The organism is Mycobacterium sp. E796 (assembly GCF_001672815.1).
Classification (GTDB): Bacteria; Actinomycetota; Actinomycetes; order Mycobacteriales; family Mycobacteriaceae; genus Mycobacterium.
Map to the genome: position 1 here is coordinate 195239 of NZ_LZKK01000325.1, position 18480 is coordinate 213718.

Consider the following 18480-nt stretch of genomic DNA (forward strand, 5'->3'; position numbering starts at 1 on the left):
TTAGCCAAGGGACAAAACATGCCCGCACACACTGTGACGGCCAACTATTGGTTACAGGCGAACACGGGTCTCCGTGAGCGCGACAGGCGGCGGCCGGCCCACCGGGTCCGTTCCCGTGCGCCCTTGCGGATCGGCCTTGCCGGAGGCGGAACCGACGTGTCGCCGTATTGCGACACCTATGGCGGCATCGTCCTGAATGCCACCATCGACCGATACTGCTACGCCACCCTGGAAGAGACCACGGACGGCGCCATCGAGTTTCGCGCACCCGATATCGAGGTGAACGACCCCGTCGCCGACGGGCCGAAGCCGGCCGGGTCGCCACCGCTGACGCTTCACCAAACGATCTATGAACGCCTGACTCGCGATTTCGATCTGGGCCGGCCGGGCGTTCGTCTGACCACGGTGTCGGACGCACCTCCCGGGTCCGGCTTGGGCTCCTCGTCGGCCCTGGTCGTCTCGGTGGTGGAGGCGTTTCGCGAATTCTTTGCCCTGCCGCTCGGTGAGTACGACGTGGCACGGCTCGCTTTCGAGATCGAGCGCAACGACTACGGCCAGGCCGGGGGAAGCCAGGACCAATACGCAGCGACGTTCGGTGGGTTCAACGTGATGGAGTTCGGGCCCGGCGGACGGGTCATCGTGAATCCCTTGCGAATCAAGGAGGCAACGCTGCGCGAGCTCGAGGCATCGATAGTGCTGTTCCATACCGGGGTTTCGCGCAAGTCCGCCGAAATCATCGAGCGTCAGACCACCTACATATCAGCGGGCTCCGCGTCGCAACTCGCAGCTACCCATGAACTCAAGGAAGAGGCGATTGCGATGAAGGAGGCCCTGCTGAAGGGCGATCTGGTCCAGCTCGCCGGAGTTCTCGAGCGCGGATGGCGGATGAAAAAGAAACTCGCCGAGGGTATTTCGACTCCGCGCATCGAACACTGCTTCGATGTCGCGCTCGCGGCCGGCGCCCTCGCGGGAAAGGTGTCGGGCGCAGGGGGCGGGGGATACGTCCTGTTCCTCACGGACCCGGTCCGTCGACCGGCGGTCATGCGGGCTCTGGGCGACTTGCACTTCGGCGCGGTACAGCCGGCACACTTTGTATCGGAAGGAGCAGTAGCGTGGGCGCTGCGATGAACACCGAGATGCTTGCATTCATCGACGGGGAGATGGCGAAAACCCGTGCCAGCCTCGACGCCTTGCAAGATCTGCGGTACGCAACGATTTTGGCGGATATCTCGTGCGCCATCATCGAATCATTGCGGTCGGGCGGAAAGATAATGTTCTGCGGAAATGGCGGGTCGGCCGCAGATTCGCAGCATCTGGCCGCCGAGTTGGTCGGCCGCCAGAACTACGATCGCGCTCCTGCTGCCGGGATCGCCTTGACCGTTGACACCTCGGCCCTCACCGCGATCGGTAACGATTACGGATACGAATTCGTTTTCGCCCGGCAGGTTGAAGCGCTCGGGCGTGCCGGGGACGTTCTCATCGGGATCTCGACCTCGGGTCGCTCGGCGAATGTCGTCAGGGCGCTCGAGGCCGCGAGGGCGATGGGCGTCGTCACCGTGGCTTTCACCGGCAACCAGCCCAGAGACATGGGCATCGCCGAATATCAATTGAATGTGCCTGCCAGCGAAACGGCCAAGATACAAGAGCTTCACATCATGTGTGGCCACATGATTTTCGCTCTGGTGGAGCGGGAGCTCTTCCCGATCGAGCGCAGTGCAGACGCGTTTCTTTTCGACACCACGGGCGTGTGAGCGTGGTCGAGATTTCTCCTGCAAAGCCCACGCGCGTTGAGGCGACTCCAGCCGGCCAAACGAGCGGGAGGCCGCCATCGGATATCAATGGTGGACCCGACGCCGTCATGCTCGTCGGCCCGGGCGCTCGTTTCCTCTCGGCCGTCGGATACCACAACGCCGCGATAGCCAATGCCTTCGCGCGTCGCGGCGATTCCGTGAGCGCCCTACTGATCAGGGAATTGTGCCCGCGTCGCTTCTACCCCGGACGCGACAGGGTCGGAACGTATGGCCCCGAGGCCTTGCACCTCGAGGGCATTCCGACATGTGAGGGCCTCGATTGGTATTGGGGCGCCTCAATTTATCGTTCGATCCGGTTCCTCCTGCGTAGGCGACCGAAGGTGGTCCTGCTCCAGTGGTGGGCGGCGCTGACTGCGCACAGCTACCTGGCGGTGGCGTTGGTGGCCCGGCTGATCGGCGCGCCGGTGGTGTTGGAGATGCACGAAACAACGGACGTCGGTGAGGCGGCGGTTCCCTTCGTCACCTCATACGCCCGGGTGGTGATGCGGCTTTTGGCGCGGTTGGTCTCCGGGGTGGTTGTTCATTCCAAGTCCGACATCGATGTGATGCAGCAGTTTTATCCCTGCCTGCGGCGACTGCCCTTTTCGGTGGTATTTCCCGGGCCGCTGGAGGACGTGGGCGATGCTGAATCCGCCGCCAAGAAGAGGGTGCGCAGCGAGGGAGATCCGGTGCGGTTTCTCTTCTTTGGCGTCATCCGCCCGTACAAGGGCATCGATGAGCTCGCCGAGGCCTTTTCCATGCTGATGCGCGACGGGGTGCGTGCCCATCTCACGGTGGCCGGCGAGCCATGGGGCGGCACGGAGGAGGCCTTGCAAACCATTCGAGACACCGGTGCGGAGAATCACGAGGTCATCCTGGGATTTCTGCCGGAAGACCAAGTCCGAGACCTGTTCGAAACAACAGACGTCATAGTAGTCCCGTATCGCCGTGCCTCGGCCTCGGGACCAGTCAACTTGGCGATGGAAGCGGGCCTGCCCCTGGTCACCACGAGGGTGACCGCGCTTCAAGAGGCCTGTGAAGATTACGGCGGGGTCTTTTTCGCCGATGTGGGAGATCCGGTCGGGCTGCGCGACGCCATGCTGCGATCCATGACGAAAGTCGGTACGCGCTTTGATAATCCGCACAGCTGGGATGCCAACGCTGATTGCTATGCCGATTTCTTTCGCGAACTTAGCGAGCGGTGACGTGCGATCGGAAGCCCTCACATCGACCCCGATTCATGCTGCGCTACCTGCGAACTGAAGCCGCGACGGCGCCTCGGCCCGCGCTGTTCCTGGACCGCGACGGGGTCCTGAACCGGCATATCGTCGACGGGTACGTCATCGAGCCCGGCGACTTCGAGGCGATAGACCTCGCGCTCGAGGCGGCGGCCGCCGCCCAAACAGCCGGCGCCGCACTGGTCGTCGTCACCAACCAGGGAAGCATCGGCACCCGTAAGGCAACCGAGTCGCACGTCATCGTCATCCACGCCCTGCTTGTCGCCGCGCTCGCCGCGCACGGGATCGCCCTCGACGCGATCTACACGTGCCCCCACCATCCGCGGTCCGCCGACCCGGCGCAGAGATATTGCGAGTGTCGAAAACCGAAGCCCGGCTTGATTCTCGCCGCGGCGCGTGACCTCAACTTGGACCTGGCCCGTTCAATGCTGATCGGCGATCAGCCCACCGATATTGCCGCCGCCCACGCAGCCGGGATCGCACCGGATCGGGCGCTTCTCGTCGGGCCAACCGCCGGAGCGGAATTGGCCGGCTGCGTCCGCGAAAAGCTTGGACGGCACGAGAACTATGCGGACCGGCACAGGCGCATGAGGCGCGTGGCGAACGTTCGCTGATCAAGCGCTGTCCACCGCGAAACTGCCGGGACGACCGGCAAGCCCGTGTCTTGCGAGGTGCCGTCGCGACGGCAACGCGTGGCGTCCTTTTGCCCTGACGAAGACTTCCATGTCAGTCCGGGCCAACGCGCACAGCATGCCGACGGCGGCGACCGGACGCGTCCCGGTCCCTCCGGATCGAAATGCGGTCGAGAATGCGTCGACGGCCGCTGCCCAGTTTCCGGAGATCAATTCGATGCGCCCCCGGGCGATTTCGGCTTCCTGGTTCTGCCGGGACCCGTCCAGGCGGACCGCCTCCTCCAGGTCGGCGCCGATGCCCGGTGGCAGGCGGTCGCGGACGTCCGACAGGAAAACCTCGAGAAAGCGGGTCCTGTCGTTGGTGGCGTTGAACCAGCTGCGTGTCGTTACCTGCGTCGAGTGCCGGCGCCAATTGCCGAGGAGCCTTGGTGAGGGGGCGAACTTACCGGTCATTGCGAGCCGGAGCCAGGTGGGAAGGTCGACGTAATTCGTGTTCTCCGGTTGCCAAAACCCCCCGACCTCGTCGAGGGCCGTCCGTCGAACCATCACCGTCGACGCGTTGATGAAGTTGAGTCGGACCAGGGCGGGCAGGATCGAGCCAACCGGTTCGTTGCGGGCGACGGCGCCGCGCGGCTTGTGCCAGTATTTCGCGTAGGTCACCCCGTTCTCGTCCATGAGACCCGCTGTGCCATAGCTGAGTACGACGCCAGGGTCGGCGAACAGCGGCAGCTGGTGCTCGATCTTTTGATCGGGCCACGTGTCGTCACCGTCCAAGATCGCGACAATCGGACTTTTCGCGCTGGCGAGTGCCAACTCATACCCACGCGCCAGCCCACCGATTCCCTCGTGGGGCCTGCGGATAACGACGATTCGCGGATCTCCGAAGGACTCGGCAATCTCGGCAGTGCCGTCCTGTGAACCGTCGTCGACGAGAATCATCTCCCAGTCGGGATTTGTCTGCCGGAGAACACTTTCGATGCAGCTCCCGATGAACGCACTGTGTTGATACGTCGCCGTGAGAATGCTGACGGATGGCATTGGCGTCGCCTAGCTGAGTACAGGTTGGAGTGCCTCGCCGAGTGCGCCGGTGAGGTAGACGGTATAGGTGTTGGTGAAGTGGAACCGGTCTTGATACACGCGGATATCGGAGATGACGGGTTCGCATCGCTCGGCGCATACCCAGGACAGGGTGGGGATGTAGAGCGCTTGGGCGGTGGCGGCGGCGGCCTGCTCGGCCTCGAGGTTTCCCGACGGCATGCCCTCGGCGACGGGGACGCTGCATTTCTGGACTGCCATGACGTGGCCGGCCAGGCAGTGGGCGTCGTCCGTTTCCCAGTCGGGAATGTCGCCGAGCATCACCAGCCGGGTTCCCGGTTGGGCGAGTTCCTTTAGCGTTGTCTCCCAGCCTTTTTGCCATTGGGCGGGAGTTGGCTGGCTGCCGTCGGCGAGCATATGGGTGCTGAAGCTGGTCACGAGCACCAGGTCTGGATGCAGGCTTCGGATCGCGGCGATCGCGCTCCGGCGAAATTGGGCGCAGTCCCCGTCCGGCACGTGTTTTTCATATGAAAAGAAGGGCAGGTCGAGAGGCGCGCAGTCGCCCATGTGGAAGGTCCGCAGCTGGTAGCCGCCCTTCGCGGCGATGGTTTCGAGCGCCGCTCCCCACATCCCGGCGCGGGAGTCCCCGAACGTCACCATGCGCTTGGTGCCGTGCTCGGCGCCGGCTGCACACTGCCCGAACTCGGATACGGAGGGGTCGAGGACATTTGCGGGCAGGCCGACCTCGTGAGGGTCGACCTGGTGGCAGTCGAAGTGCCCGGTGGCCATCGGCCAGTCGGCTTTGGTCAAAAAGTAGCCCACCGCATCGGGTAGGGCGTTGATGGTTTGGGCCGCTTGGACGGCCTGAAGCACCTGAGCCGTCGTGGCGAAGACCCGGGCCGGGTTCGGCGGGGCGCCCTGCGGCACGGCCGGCGCGTTCGACGTCGAGCAGCCACTCAGAACGACGGCGGCGACCGCGATCGTCGCGACGGATGTTTTCAACCCGGGCCTGAGCATCTTTGTGGGGAATGCCCATGCCGCACAATAGTTTCGGGTCATCGCCGGGCCTGGTGCTGCTGCGCAGATCTCAGGGAAGAGCCAGCGGTTGGCGGCTGAGGAGAACGTCGGCGGCATGCGCTCGAGCTTCGCGCCACCCGCGGTGGGAGAAGTCGCGGTATGCCGCCTCGGTGATCGCCGGCACCTTGTCCTCGTACACCCAGCGATAATCGTTGTGCATGTCGTAGACGTGGAATCCCTGCTCCTGGAACGGCCTCAACGTGGCCTCGATTTCGGTCCTCACCTCGAGTGCCACCACCAGGTTGGGATGGGTGAACTCGGCGGCGATTTGGGGCGCGATGGCCGTTTCCGCGCCCTCGACGTCGACCTTGATGAACGAGACCCGCGGAGCGTCGGCACCCACGAGGGACGCGAGCGTGTCGGCGGCCACGGCCGTGGGAATCCAGGTGTTTCCCGTGAAGCGGCGGTCAAAATCGCCCTTGGCCGGTGGGCTGAGCCGGGAGAAGGCGTCGACGCTGGGATGCAGGTAGAAGGTGAGCTCGCCTTTCTCCGGGGCGCACGCCGCCTCGACGACGTGGACGATGCTGCCCGCCCCATTGAGCTCGACGTTGGTGCGCAGCCGCCGCGCGGTGTCGGGCGCGGCCTCGATCGCGATGACCTTCCCGGACGGGCCGACGCGCTTGGCGAACAAAAGGGTGAAGTAGCCGATGTTGGCGCCCGCGTCGACGCAGATGTCGCCTTCCTGGACGTGCCGCAGGATGAACTCGGACAGCACCGGTTCGTAGGTGCCGCGGAAGCGGAGGCAGGAGGTGATGGCTGAGCTGTCCAGGCCGGCGATGAACTTGGTCCCGTAAATGGATTCCACCGGCGTTTCGTCCGGCTCGCTGCCGAGCGCCGTGAGCAGCCGGCTGCATCGGTTCACGAAGACTTTCTTGGCGAGTATCGGCAGGTGTTCGTTCGCGACGCATGCGCGCATGTACCCGACTAGGGCATGGCTCGCGCGTCGCTTGGTCGGGCTGAGAGCGGGCATTATGTGCTTCCCAAGGGTCTCGTTGCGGTCCAACGTGGCGGGGATGGGTGATGACTGATAGTCGGTGATATGGGCTCAAACCATCTTTTTAGTCAGCATATCACGTGACAGCAAGACTGTAAGAGGCTTAATATGCGTCAAAAGATACGATAGACCCGCCTAACGAAGATGACGCGTACCCTTCGCCGACCGCACTACACCGGATCGCGCTGCGGGTCCAGGAGGTCCGATGGAAATTGTGATCGTGGGGTCTGGTCCGTCGGCTGCCGCGGCCGCCCTGGCGCTCGAACGTGTTCGTGAGGCGACGGTCACCGTTTTGGACCTGGGCACTCAGCTCGAGGACGGGCGACAGGCCGCCCGGGCGGCCATGGCAAGCACGTCGCCAGACCGCTGGAGTGCGGACGACTTGGACCTGGTCTCCGCGCTTCCGAAGGCGACGGTTGCGGGCCAGCTTCCGGTCAAGCAGATATACGGGTCGAACTTCGTGTTTGCGAACGCGGGCCAACTCGACGACATCGACGCGGACGGTGAAGCCAACCCGCTGGTGGTGTCGGGGGCCTACGGCGGGTTCTCGAACACGTGGGGGGCGCAGGTGATGCCGTATTCGACGGGGACGTTCAAAACGTGGCCGATCTCGCGCCTCGACCTGGAACCGCACTACCGCGAAATCCTCAGTCAGATCCCGTATTCGGGCGAGGCCGACGACCTCGAGGAGACCTTTCCGCTGATGGGTGCTCCCGATCATTTGCCCGCGGTCACCGATCGCACGTCGTCGGTGCTGCGGCGCTACGAACGGAATCGGATCGCGGTCCGGCGGCACGGGGTGACGGTTGGTCATGCGCGTTTGGCGCTGAAGGGATCGGCATGTCGTCGTGTCGGCCTGTGCATGACCGGCTGCCCGTACCAGCTCATCTATTCCGCGTCGCAGACTTTCGATCGGCTCAGGGCACAGCGCCGGGTGGATTACCGGTCCGGCGTGCGGGTGGACCGCATCGAGGAGGACGCGGCGGGTCGTGTGTCGGTTCACGCCACGGAAGTCGACACGGGCCGGCGGCGGGTTTTCGGTGCTGATCGCGTCTTGGTCGGGGCGGGAGCGATCGGCACGACGAGGATCGTCGCGGGCTCCCTCGGACTCACGGATCGCTCCATCAGATTGGCGGAATCCGTTCAGTTCATGACGCCGTTCCTGTCGATGCGGCCGGTCGCCGAGCTGACGCAGGACGGCGAGTTCACGCTCAACCAGTTCAATATCTTCGTCACCTTCGACAGCGACGGCAAAGAAGCCGCACTCGTGCATTGCTACCCGTACAACGACATCATGTTGGGGGCGCTCCCGGGCGTCTTGACCTCCGGTTCGCTCAGCTCGCTTGCCCGAACGGGCCTGCGGCGCCTGACCGTCGGGCTCGGCTACCTGCCCTCGTGGGCCTCGCCTCCCGTCCAACTTCGCATCGGGCGGGCCGAGGCCGATGGTTCGCTACCGCCGGTCCGGGTGACGTCGGGCCGCAATGAGGCGACGCAGCCGATGCTCGAGCGGGTGCTCCGACAACTCCGGCGTTGCGGTCGAGCGCTCGACCTGCACCCGATACCGGGCCAAACGAAACTCTCCGGAGCGGCGAAGAGTTACCACTACGGGGGATCGTTTCCCATGCAGGCGAAGCCTTTCGGCCAGTTCGCCAGCGACTCCCTCGGTCGGGTAAAGCCTTGGCGCAACGTCCATCTCGTGGATGCCTCGGTGTTTCCGACGGTTGCGGCGACCACGTTCACGTTGACGATCATGGCGAATGCGCACCGAATCGCCACCGAAGCCCTAGGGGGATCGCGATGACTGCAGACCGGGTGGCCATCACTGGTGCGACCGGTTACCTCGGATCGGTTCTGTCGGATCATTTCTCCAATCGCGGCGACGAGGTGGTCGCGTTGACGCGTCGGCGACCCGAACTCCAAGTCACCGAGTGGCGCCACTTCGAACTCGGTCGACCCCTGGACGCGGCGATTTTCCAAGACGTGAACACGCTCGTCCACGCTGCTTGGGTACTGAGCGGGAAAGATACGAGCCAACTTTGGCGCGAAAACGTGATCGGTTCGCGCCGGCTGATCGAAGCCGCCGTGACCGCCGGCGTCGGCAAAGTCGTGTTCGTCTCGTCGATGTCCGCCTTTTTCGGGACACGACAGACCTACGGCCTGATGAAGCTGGCGGTAGAACGCACTGCCCTCGACATGGGTTGCGTCGTCGTCCGTCCCGGTCTGGTCTACGGAGAATCGCCCGGGGGCATGGCGGGCACGCTCCGCAAGATTTCTGGTCTGCCGCTTTGGCCGCGTTTCAAATCGGCGAAGCTCTTCCTGGCGCACGAGGACGATGTGGCGCACGCGATCGCCACGGTGATCGAACACTTCGACGAGCTGTCGGGCGAGGTCATCGGGCTGGCGAATCCGCAGCCGGTCGACCTTCCGTCGATCTTCGCGGGCCTTTCGGCCGAACATGAACGCCGGCCCAGCTTGCCGGTGCCCGCCGGACCCGTGATGGCCGTTTTGCGGCTGCTCGAGCTCGCCGGCGTCCCGTTCCCATTTCGTTCCGACTCGCTGCTCGGGCTGATCGAGGCCGCCGACGTATTGCCCGGTCAGGACTGCCTCGGGCGGCACGGCGTCGAGTTTCGAAGTGTCGGATCCGCCCGCCAGCCGCAGCAAGCCCGGCCGCCCGGTCGCGACAAGCCGGCCGTCGAACTCCCGGTCTGACTGCGGCGCTACTCAGACCGCCGCGGCCTCGCTCATCGGGTGTTCCGACGCGGCGCCCAGCTCTGTTGGGCCCAAACCTATTTCGAGTTGTTCGTCGTCGCGCAGCGGGCGCCCCGGCACCACCAGCGGCGGGCGCTTCGCCGGGGCCGGCAGGCTCGCATGCACCGCGGCCAGCTGGCGGGCGACGAGCCGATTCAACCCGACGCAGACATCGTTGCCCAGGCGTTGCGCGCTGTGGTAGCGGACCCAAGCCGATGCGTGGACCCGGCCGGCTGCGGCGCTCAGCCGAATCGTCAGCACGGTGACATCGGTGTCGTCCAGCCACAACCGGTCCAGCGTCTCCGACGTGATGTCCTGTGGTGACACCCAGAAGCTGGTCGCGTACCCGTCGAAACACTTGAGGTGGCGCAACCCCGAGCGAGTCGAAGCCGGTTGCAGGCCCGCCGCCACGGCGGCGTCCACCTCGGCGAACTCGTCGGCAGTCAACGGCCGGGCCGCGCAGCGCCGACCGTTCAGATCGTCGACGAGCCGCTCGACGACCGCCGCCAAAGTCGAGGCCAGCGAATCGCGGGCCGCGACCGCGCCGACGTTGCGCTGGGGATCCATCCGCAACACCAGCCACGTACGGTGCTCGAAACCCGGTGGGCGATCCTCGGCGGCCGCGACGTGCCGCGTTCGTACCGCGACGATGTCGATGGCGTCCAGGCGCACGTCGAAGTGGCGCAGTCCCGCGGCCACCGCCAGCACCGGCAGGGTCGTCGACGAGGCCGTGTGGTGATGGTGCGGCGCGTCGGCCGGCCCGTCGAGGGCCACCACGGCCACCAGCTGGCCCCGGTATCCGCGCACTCCGACGACGCTGCGGCCGAAGCGGCGCCGATGATCGATCGCCGCGGTGCAACCGGGATTCAGTGTCTCACCCCGGGGCGGGGAGGACTCCGGGGTGTTCAGTGCCGCCGCCGGCTCTGGGGACGAGTCCCAGATGTCGGGGGCCGACCAGTCCCACAGCCACCGCGCCAAGGCCGAGATGACCGTGATCCCGCGGTAGGTGAGCAGCAAGGCCGCCGTCGCCACCAGGGCGACCGCGACGCCGCCCCACCACATGGCGGCTTGCGGCCCGCCGGCGAGCTTGCTGACCACGATGAGCACTGCGACGTCGACCAGGAACGCCGACGTGGTCTTCGGCCATGAGAGCGCCAGCCCGAGGCGGGGCTGGGCTTTCATCGGCGCCGCGGAGGCCGCCGCATCGCTAAAAGACTCTAGGTCTGTTTCCACCTAGCTGATGATACAGAAAGTATTGTAATGTGGTCTATTACTAAATAGTCCGTTTGTAGCTGGCCTCTCTAGCGGAGGAGCGGCGTATGTCGTTCTCGTCCACACCCTCGGTGCGAGTCGCGATCGCGGCGGGGTGCGTCCTGGTCAGTGCCACGGCGGGGTGTTCGCGATCGCCGGCGAGCACGCCTGCCGCGCCGGCAAGCCTGTCCGCCGTCGCGTTGGTGCCGGCAGCGTCAGCCGTCCAAGGGGAGTCGATTCCCGGTATCGGAGCCACCCGGGCCGCTTGGGACGACTCGCACACGCCCAACGCCGCGGCCGCCGACGCCTACGGTCGAGATCCCAGCTTGCCGGAGTACCTCGCGCATGGCGGCGCCGTCTACAGCGACGTATCCGACCAGGGCACCGACAGGATCCACGGCTACTCCTTGAACATGCACACGGTCGACCGGTTCGAGGTGTTACGGCGGGTGTGGCAGGAGTTGCCTTCCGACGCGACGGTCGCCTGGGACCTGATGCGCGACCATTGTTATCGAGTGGCGTTCAACAGCCCGACCCTGCGGGCCGTCGGAGATTTCATGGCAACGGTTCAGCTTCAATACGTTCAGGCCGACGGGAAGAAGGCGACGAGTTCGGACCGCTTCAACCAAGCGGTGTTCCGGCTTGACCGCGCCGGTTCCCCACCCGACGGTGCGGAAGGCTGCGGCAAGTAAGTCGTGACCGTCCCGGTGCGGGAGCGCGCCGACCCGGAGCGTGTCCCGGCAACCCGTAGGATTGTCGTGGTGGCCGAACTGACCGGCGCGCGAGCCGAAGAGCTCGCAACAATGGACATCTTCGAGGGCTGCACTACCGAGGACCTAGTGCCGCTGGCGGCCCGCCTCCAGCCGCTGCGCGCGGCAGCCGGCCAGGTGCTGATGCAGCAGGGCGAGCAGGCCGTTTCGTTCCTGCTCATCTCGTCGGGCACCGCCGAGATCAAGCGTGTCGACAGCGACGGCACGGTCAACGCCGGACACGTGACGCCCGGCACCATCGTGGGAGAGATCGCCCTGTTGCGGAATATCCCGCGCATCGCGACGGTCACCACGGCCGAACCGCTGACCGGCTGGATCGGGGACAACGACGCCTTCTCCTGGATGGTGCACCTGCCGGGCGTGATGCCGCGGTTGCTGCGCACGGTGCGCCAGCGTCTGGCCGCATTCATCACCCCGATCCCCATCGAGGTCCGCGACGGCACCCGCCTGATGCTGCGCCCGGTCCTGCCCGGCGACGACCAGCGCACCGTCCACGGCCACATCCAGTTCTCCAGCGAGACCCTGTATCGGCGGTTCATGACGGCCCGCATGCCGACCCCGGCGCTGTTGCACTACCTGTCCGAGGTCGACTACGTCGACCACTTCGTGTGGGTGGTGACCGACGGGGACAACCCGGTGGCCGACGCCCGCTTCGTCCGCGACGAGAGCGATCCGACAACCGCCGAGATCGCCTTCACCGTGGCCGACGCCTACCAGGGCCGGGGGATCGGGAGCTTCCTGATCAGCGCGCTGTCCATCGCCGCCAGGGTCGACGGCGTCGAAAGATTCTCCGCGCGAATGCTTTCCGACAACGGGCCGATGCGAGCGATCATGGACCACTACGGCGCGGTCTGGGAGCGCGAGGACGTCGGCGTCATCACCACCGTCATCGACGTGCCCCGCCGGCTGATCTTCGGGCGCCACATGGCCGAACAGATCAAGCGCGTCGCCCGTCAGGTGATCGAAGCGGTCGGCTGAACGGGCATGCGGCCGTTGTGGATTGGCATTCCGGTGGTCCTGCTGACGGCGTGTGTGCACACACACGCGCCCGCGCCGTCGGCCGCGCCCACCAAATCGGCCGCCGCCCCCAACGCAACCGTCAACCCCGCCAACATCAAGCGGGTGGTCGGCGAGCTGCCTCCCCACTACGAGGTGACCACCAACATCCCGAGCGGGGCGTCGCCGAGGGTGATCTGGAGCCTCGAGGTCGACGCGAGGGCCAAGCCGCCGCCGTGCGCGACGCTCGCCGACCCGGGCAACGGACGTGACCAGTCCGCGCAGGGCTTCTCCGGGTCGGGGACCGGCGGCATCGTCGACGCGGTGGTGGTGGCTTTGCCGGGGCCGGTGGACCTCGACCAGGGCGTCGTCGCGGCGTGCGGGCGGTGGACCATGAGCGACGGCCACACCACGGCCAGTGTTCGCCTCATCGACGCCCCCCACATCGACGGCGCCGCAACGCTCGGCATGGTGGCCGACACCAAGTCGTCCGTCGAATCGGGCACCGAAATCGATTCGCGCGCATACACTTTCACCGCCTACCTGGGCCATTACTACGCGTTCACCACGCTGACCACGGACCCCGGCTCGACGCTGCCCGCGCTGCCGGCGCAATTCGCCGCCGATCTGCTCGTCAAAACGGTGTCCACATTGCGCGGCTGAGCGTCCCCGTTGGGTAGATTGGCCACGATGTTGAAGGTGTTGCTCGCGACCGCCTCCGTGTGCGTGCTCGCCGGATGCTCGTCGGGCAACGATCCCGCCCCCGTCAAGGCCGACATCGGCAAGGTCGTCGACGTCAAGTCGAGCTTCGGGCCCGACTACAAGGTCACCGACATCCCCGTCCGGGGCGTCGACCCCAAGCTGCTTTCGGCCCGGAAACTGCCCGACGGTCTGACTTTCGACCCGGCGAACTGCGCGAAAGTTGCGGTCGGCCCGGACATGCCGCCCGACTTGCAGGGCAACATGGCCGCCGTCTCGGCCGAGGGCAACGGCAACCGGTTCGTCGTCATCGCCTTGGAGACGTCAAAAGCTTTGCCGTTCAACGACCCCGGGAAGGACTGCACCAAGGTCGCATTCGCCGGGACCGGGGTACGGGGCGGCATCGAGGCGATCGACGCGCCGCACATCGACGGGGCCCGCACCGCGGGCGTGCACCGAGTCCTGCAGGCCGTGGTCGGCGGGGGAGCGCGCACCGGCGAGCTGTATGACTATTCGGCCCAATTCGGTGATTACGAGGTGATCGTCATCGCCAACCCGCTGGTCGTTCCGGACCAGCCGGTGGCCAAGATCGACACCCAGCGCGCGCGTGACCTCCTCGTCAAGGCGGTTGCCGCGGTCCGTTCGTAGGCCGCTATCGCCGCTAACGCACGTCGCGGGGACGGAACTGGATGCTGACGCGCGGGCCGATCGGCGCCGAGGTCTTGGGCACCGCATGCTCCCAGGTGCGCTGGCACGATCCGCCCATCACCAGCAGATCGCCGTGGGCCTGCGGCAGCCGCAGCGACGGGCCGCCGCCGCGCCGCCGCATCGCGAAAGTGCGCGTCGCGCCCAGGCTGACGATCGCCACCATGGTGTCCTGCGAGCTGCTGCGCCCGATGGTGTCGCCGTGCCAGGCCACGCTGTCCGAGCCGTCGCGGTAACAGCACAATCCGACGGTGGTGAAGGGCTCACCGAGCTCGCCCGCGTAGATGTCGTTGAGCCGCCGCCGCAGCTTGCCGAGCAGCGGGTGTGGGGGATCCTCGACGGTCAGGTCGTGAAAGCTGACCAGCCGCGGCACGTCGACCACCCGGTCGTACATGTGGCGGCGCTCCGCCCGCCATGGAACGGTCGACAGCAGGTCGGCGAACAGGTCATCGGCCTCGGCCAGCCAACCGGCGCGGATCTCGATGAAGGCGCCGTCACCGAGCTCTCTGCGCTCGGTGTGCTCGAACAGCGAGCCCTGTACCGCGATGCTCACGGCGCCCATTTTATCGCACATCCGTTCGATGAGGAGGGGACCGGCCTTGCGACCGGCTACCGTTTTCAGGGTGGGTGTTGTCGAGCTGGGCACCAATTCCGAGGTGGGCGCGCTTCGGGTCGCCATCCTGCACCGCCCCGGCGCGGAGCTGCGCCGGCTCAATCCGCGCAACAACGACCAGCTGCTCTTCGACGGGCTGCCCTGGGTCGCGCGGGCGCAGGAGGAACACGACGAGTTCGCCGAGCTGCTGCGGTCCCGCGGTGTCGAGGTGCTGCTGCTGTCGGATCTGCTGACCGAGGCGCTCAACCACAGTGGGGCAGCCCGGATGCAGGGTGTCGCCGCCGCGGTGGACGCCCGCCGGCTCGGAACGCCACTGGCACAAGAGCTTTCGGCCTACCTGCGGGGTCTGGACCCGGTGACGCTGGCCAACGTGCTGATGGGCGGCATGACGTTCAACGAGCTCCCGCCGGACACCCGCACCGAGGTCTCGCTGGTGCTTCGCATGCACCACGGGGCGGATTTCGTCATCGATCCACTGCCGAACCTGGTGTTCACCCGTGACTCGTCGATCTGGATCGGGCCGCGGGTGGTGATCCCGACCCTGGCGTTGCGGGCGCGCGTCCGCGAGGCGTCGTTGACCGATCTGATCTATGCCCATCACCCGCGGTTCACCGGGGTGCGGCGCGCCTACGAATCGCGCACCGCCCCGGTCGAGGGCGGTGACGTGCTGCTGCTCGCCCCCGGCGTGATCGCGGTCGGGGTCGGTGAACGGACCACCCCCGCCGGGGCGGAAGCGTTGGCGCGCAGCCTTTTTGACGACGATCTCGCCGACACCGTGCTCGCGGTGCCGATCGCCCAGCGGCGCGCGCAGATGCACCTGGACACCGTGTGCACGATGGTCGACACCGACACCGTGGTGATGTACGCGAACATCGTCGACACGCTGACGGCGTACACGATCCAGCGCACCTCCGACGGCGTCACCATCGGCGACGAGACGCCTTTTCTCGAGGCATCCGCCAAGGCGATGGGGATCGACAAGCTGCGGGTGATCGACACCGGGCTCGACCCCGTCGTCGCCGAGCGGGAGCAGTGGGACGACGGCAACAACACGTTGGCGCTGGCGCCCGGCGTCGTCGTCGCCTACGAGCGCAACGCGCAGACCAACGCCCGCCTGCGGGATGCGGGCATCGAGGTGCTCACCTTTGCCGGGTCCGAATTGAGCACCGGCCGCGGCGGTCCCCGGTGCATGTCCTGCCCCGCCGCGCGCGATCCGGTCTAGTTCTCTACCGCGAGCAGACACAAAAGCGCCCTAATTTGACGCGATTTAGGGGCTTTTGCGTCTGCTCGCCGACAAAGAAGAGTCAGCGCCAGCTGGGCAGCCAGATCTCCATGTTCCAGGTCTGCTGGGAAATCGGCAGGCCGGTTAGCACGGGGAACAGCCACGCGAAGTTGGTGACCACCAAGGCCACGTAGCACGAGACGGCGATCAGCCCCAGCGTGCGTCGTTCGGAGTTCTGGTTGCGGGCGTAGAGGATGTCGCCGCAGATCAGCGCGATGCCCATGGCCAGGAACGGCGCCATCGTCGCGGCGTAGAAGAAGTACATCTGCCGGTCGATGTCGGCGAACCACGGCAGCCACCCCGCGCAGTAGCCGGTCAACACAGCCGCATAACGCCAGTCCCGGCGGACCAGCATTCGCCAACAGGCATAGAGCAACACCGGCACCGCCAACCACCACATCGCCGGGGTGCCCACCAACATCTCCGCCTTGACGCACGACTGCGCGCCGCAGCCGGGGACGTTCTGCTGGTCGATGGCGTAGAGGACCGGCCGCAACGACATCGGCCAGCTCCACGGTTTGGATTCCCACGGGTGGTAGTTGCCGGCGGAGTTCGTCAGGCCCGCGTGGAACTGAAACGCCTTGGCGGTGTAGTGCCACAGCGAGCGAATGGCGTCGGGCAGGGGGACGACGGAGTGCGGGCCGATCGACTGGCCGACCTCGTGGCGGTCGATCGCGGTCTCGGACGCGAACCAGGGCGCGTAGCTGGCGAGGTAGACCGCGAACGGGATGAGCGCCAGCGCGTACCCGGTGGGAATCAGGTCGCGCCGCAAGACCCCGAGCCACGGCCGGGTCACCTGGTATTGGCGCCGCGCCGCGACGTCGAACGCCAACGACAGCACGCCGAAGAACAGCACGAAGTAGAGGCCGGACCACTTTGTGCCGCAAGCCAATCCGAGCATCACCCCGGCAAGGAAGCGCCACCAGCGCACGCCAAGCCTTGGGCCCCATAGGGTTTGGGCGCTGCGGCCCTCCACGAGCGCGACGTGCAGTCGCCAGCGCACCTGATCGCGGTCGACGATGAGCGCGCCGAACGCGGCGACCACGAAGAAGGTCAGCAGGCCGTCGAGCAGGGCGGTCCGCGCGGTGACGAAGCTGACGCCGTCGCAGATCACCAGCACCCCGGCGATCGCGCCGACCAGCGTCGAGCGGCTGATCCGCCGGACGGTCCGCATCACCAGCACCACCATGACGACCCCGAGCAGGGCTCCGGTGAACCGCCAGCCCACCCCGTTGTAGCCGAAGACCGCCTCGCCGAGGGCGATCAACTGCTTGCCGACCGGCGGGTGCACCACCAGGCCGAACCCGGGGTTGTCCTCCACCCCGTGGTTGTGCAGCACCTGCCAGGCCTGCGGCGCGTAGTGCTTCTCGTCGAAGACGGGCGTGCCGGCATCCGTCGGCGAGCCCAGGTTGAGGAACCGGGTCACCGTCGCCAGCACCGTGATCACCCCGGTCGCGACCCAACCGCGAATGGTGTCGGTCGGCCCGAAGTCCGCCACCGGGACCAGCGGGCCCGGGCTGTCGACGGGTACCACACGCTCGCGCTCGGCGACGGCGCTTTCGCGGGGCGGGGCGGTCATCACGTCGATCGTAGGCTGTCCGTCATGACCTCCGGTCGCCTATTGCTGGGCGCGACGCCCCTGGGACAGCCGTCGGATGCCTCGCCACGCCTGGTCGACGCGCTGGCCCACGCCGACGTGGTGGCCGCCGAGGACACCCGGCGGGTGCGGATCCTGGCCAAGGCGCTGGAAGCCGATATCAAGGGTCGGGTGGTCAGCCTGTACGACCGGGTCGAGGCCGCGCGGGTGCCCGCCCTCGTCGACGCGATGAAGGCCGGGGCGACGGTGCTGATGGTCAGCGACGCCGGCATGCCGTTGATCAGCGACCCCGGCTACCGGCTGGTCGCCGCGTGCGTCGAGGCCGGGGTTCCGCTGACCTGTCTGCCCGGGCCGTCCGCGGTGACGACCGCGCTGGCCGTGTCCGGGCTGCCGTCGGAGCGGTTCTGCTTCGAAGGGTTCGCCCCGCGCAAGAAGTCGGCGCGCCGGACCTGGTTGGCCTCGCTGTCCGACGAGCGCCGCACCTGCGTGTTCTTCGAATCGCCGCGGCGGCTGGCGGCCTGCCTGCGCGACGCCGTGGACGAACTCGGCGGCGCCCGCCGCGCGGTGGTCTGCCGGGAGCTGACGAAGGTGCACGAAGAAGTGGTGCGTGGCTCGCTGGAGGAGCTGGCCACGTGGGCGAACGACGGGGTGCTGGGCGAGATCACCGTGGTGCTCGCCGGCGCGACGCCGCGCGCCGACCTGCCGTCGCTGGTGGCGGAGGTGGAGGAGATGGTCGCCGGCGGCGTGCGCGTCAAGGACGCGTGCAGCGAGGTGGCCGCGGCGCACCCGGACGTGCGGACACGTCAGCTCTACGACGCAGTGCTGCAGTTACGCGGCGATTAGCTCTCTTAAGGCGTGCAGGCCTTGAGGGGACCGATCCCCGGCGTGCAGACCTGGGGGTGCGGCGGCAGCGGCGGCGGGCCGGGCAGCGGTGGCAGCGGCGGCGGTCCCGCTGGCAGCGGGGGTAACGCCGGAAGCGGCGGCAGGGCCGGCGGGCCCGCGGCGATCTGCTGGTGATGGGCGGATCGTGCCAGCGCACCTGGGAGCATGCGG

The 18480-nt window shown here is 66.9% G+C and carries 18 protein-coding genes and 1 pseudogene; 12 read left to right on the forward strand and 7 right to left on the reverse strand.

The window, feature by feature from the left end:
* The first annotated feature begins 18 nt into the window (after positions 1 to 18).
* The 4 genes from A5706_RS26720 to A5706_RS26735 are packed head-to-tail and all read left to right on the forward strand — an operon-like array spanning position 19 to position 3642.
* Positions 19 to 1128: a hypothetical protein gene (locus A5706_RS26720; RefSeq protein ID WP_082964661.1), complete on the forward strand. Its 1110-nt coding sequence runs from the start codon at positions 19 to 21 to the stop codon at positions 1126 to 1128.
* Positions 1113 to 1751, forward strand: coding sequence for an SIS domain-containing protein (locus A5706_RS26725; protein WP_231985427.1), 639 nt, complete (start codon positions 1113 to 1115; stop codon positions 1749 to 1751). Before A5706_RS26720 ends, A5706_RS26725 begins: the two co-directional genes overlap by 16 nt.
* A complete protein-coding gene (locus A5706_RS26730) occupies positions 1748 to 2995 on the forward strand; it encodes a glycosyltransferase family 4 protein (protein WP_156767349.1) in 1248 nt (415 codons plus the stop codon). Before A5706_RS26725 ends, A5706_RS26730 begins: the two co-directional genes overlap by 4 nt.
* A 35-nt stretch (positions 2996 to 3030) precedes the next feature.
* On the forward strand, positions 3031 to 3642 hold the full coding sequence (locus A5706_RS26735; RefSeq protein WP_068137757.1) for an HAD-IIIA family hydrolase: 612 nt from the start codon (positions 3031 to 3033) through the stop codon (positions 3640 to 3642).
* On the opposite strand, the gene A5706_RS26740 is transcribed toward A5706_RS26735, so the two are convergent.
* The 3 genes from A5706_RS26740 to A5706_RS26750 form a co-directional block, all read right to left on the reverse strand.
* The gene (locus tag A5706_RS26740; protein ID WP_082964663.1) at positions 3643 to 4698 is read right to left on the reverse strand and encodes a glycosyltransferase family A protein; all 1056 of its coding nucleotides are present in this window, start codon (positions 4696 to 4698) and stop codon (positions 3643 to 3645) included.
* A 9-nt stretch (positions 4699 to 4707) separates the two neighbouring features.
* Entirely contained in the window at positions 4708 to 5697 is a 990-nt protein-coding gene (locus A5706_RS26745) for an SGNH hydrolase domain-containing protein (protein WP_156767350.1), read from the reverse strand.
* 85 nt (positions 5698 to 5782) lie between these two features.
* The gene (locus tag A5706_RS26750) at positions 5783 to 6634 is read right to left on the reverse strand and encodes an FkbM family methyltransferase (RefSeq protein ID WP_197517994.1); all 852 of its coding nucleotides are present in this window, start codon (positions 6632 to 6634) and stop codon (positions 5783 to 5785) included.
* Positions 6635 to 6971: 337 nt separating this feature from the next.
* Here A5706_RS26750 and A5706_RS26755 point away from each other — a divergent pair, with 337 nt between their 5' ends.
* Entirely contained in the window at positions 6972 to 8567 is a 1596-nt protein-coding gene (locus A5706_RS26755) for a GMC oxidoreductase (RefSeq protein WP_068137771.1), read from the forward strand.
* Complete coding sequence (locus A5706_RS26760) at positions 8564 to 9475, forward strand: NAD(P)-dependent oxidoreductase (RefSeq protein WP_068137774.1); 912 nt, start codon at positions 8564 to 8566, stop codon at positions 9473 to 9475. Before A5706_RS26755 ends, A5706_RS26760 begins: the two co-directional genes overlap by 4 nt.
* Before the next feature lie 12 nt (positions 9476 to 9487).
* On the opposite strand, the gene eccE is transcribed toward A5706_RS26760, so the two are convergent.
* Positions 9488 to 10696 (reverse strand): type VII secretion protein EccE, encoded by a 1209-nt coding sequence (gene eccE, locus A5706_RS26765; protein ID WP_068137777.1) that lies wholly within the window; start codon positions 10694 to 10696, stop codon positions 9488 to 9490.
* Positions 10697 to 10833: 137 nt separating this feature from the next.
* Here eccE and A5706_RS26770 point away from each other — a divergent pair, with 137 nt between their 5' ends.
* The 4 genes from A5706_RS26770 (at position 10834) to A5706_RS26785 (ending at position 13878) form a co-directional block, all read left to right on the forward strand.
* Positions 10834 to 11457, forward strand: a complete 624-nt coding sequence (locus A5706_RS26770) for a hypothetical protein (RefSeq protein WP_068137780.1) — start codon at positions 10834 to 10836, stop codon at positions 11455 to 11457.
* 111 nt (positions 11458 to 11568) lie between these two features.
* Complete coding sequence (locus A5706_RS26775) at positions 11569 to 12513, forward strand: GNAT family N-acetyltransferase (protein WP_369831963.1); 945 nt, start codon at positions 11569 to 11571, stop codon at positions 12511 to 12513.
* Between the two features lie 6 nt (positions 12514 to 12519).
* Positions 12520 to 13194, forward strand: coding sequence for a DUF5642 family protein (locus tag A5706_RS26780; RefSeq protein ID WP_068137782.1), 675 nt, complete (start codon positions 12520 to 12522; stop codon positions 13192 to 13194).
* 27 nt (positions 13195 to 13221) lie between these two features.
* Positions 13222 to 13878, forward strand: coding sequence for a DUF5642 family protein (locus A5706_RS26785; RefSeq protein ID WP_068137785.1), 657 nt, complete (start codon positions 13222 to 13224; stop codon positions 13876 to 13878).
* 13 nt (positions 13879 to 13891) lie between these two features.
* Here A5706_RS26785 and A5706_RS26790 read toward each other — a convergent pair whose 3' ends face one another.
* A complete protein-coding gene (locus tag A5706_RS26790) occupies positions 13892 to 14488 on the reverse strand; it encodes an alpha-ketoglutarate-dependent dioxygenase AlkB (RefSeq protein ID WP_197517995.1) in 597 nt (198 codons plus the stop codon).
* Between the two features lie 28 nt (positions 14489 to 14516).
* Between A5706_RS26790 and arcA the strand changes: the two genes are divergently transcribed.
* A complete protein-coding gene (arcA, locus tag A5706_RS26795) occupies positions 14517 to 15770 on the forward strand; it encodes an arginine deiminase (protein WP_369831962.1) in 1254 nt (417 codons plus the stop codon).
* 82 nt (positions 15771 to 15852) lie between these two features.
* Here the strand turns inward: arcA and A5706_RS26800 are convergent, their stop codons facing one another.
* Positions 15853 to 17364 carry a dolichyl-phosphate-mannose--protein mannosyltransferase gene (locus tag A5706_RS26800; protein ID WP_197517999.1) on the reverse strand — a complete coding sequence of 504 codons (1512 nt, stop codon included), beginning with the start codon at positions 17362 to 17364 and terminating at the stop codon, positions 15853 to 15855.
* A 69-nt stretch (positions 17365 to 17433) separates the two neighbouring features.
* Between A5706_RS26800 and rsmI the strand changes: the two genes are divergently transcribed.
* Complete coding sequence (rsmI, locus tag A5706_RS26805) at positions 17434 to 18270, forward strand: 16S rRNA (cytidine(1402)-2'-O)-methyltransferase (RefSeq protein WP_068137797.1); 837 nt, start codon at positions 17434 to 17436, stop codon at positions 18268 to 18270.
* Between the two features lie 5 nt (positions 18271 to 18275).
* Here the strand turns inward: rsmI and A5706_RS33835 are convergent.
* Positions 18276 to 18480, reverse strand: a pseudogene (locus tag A5706_RS33835) (hypothetical protein); the annotation flags it as partial.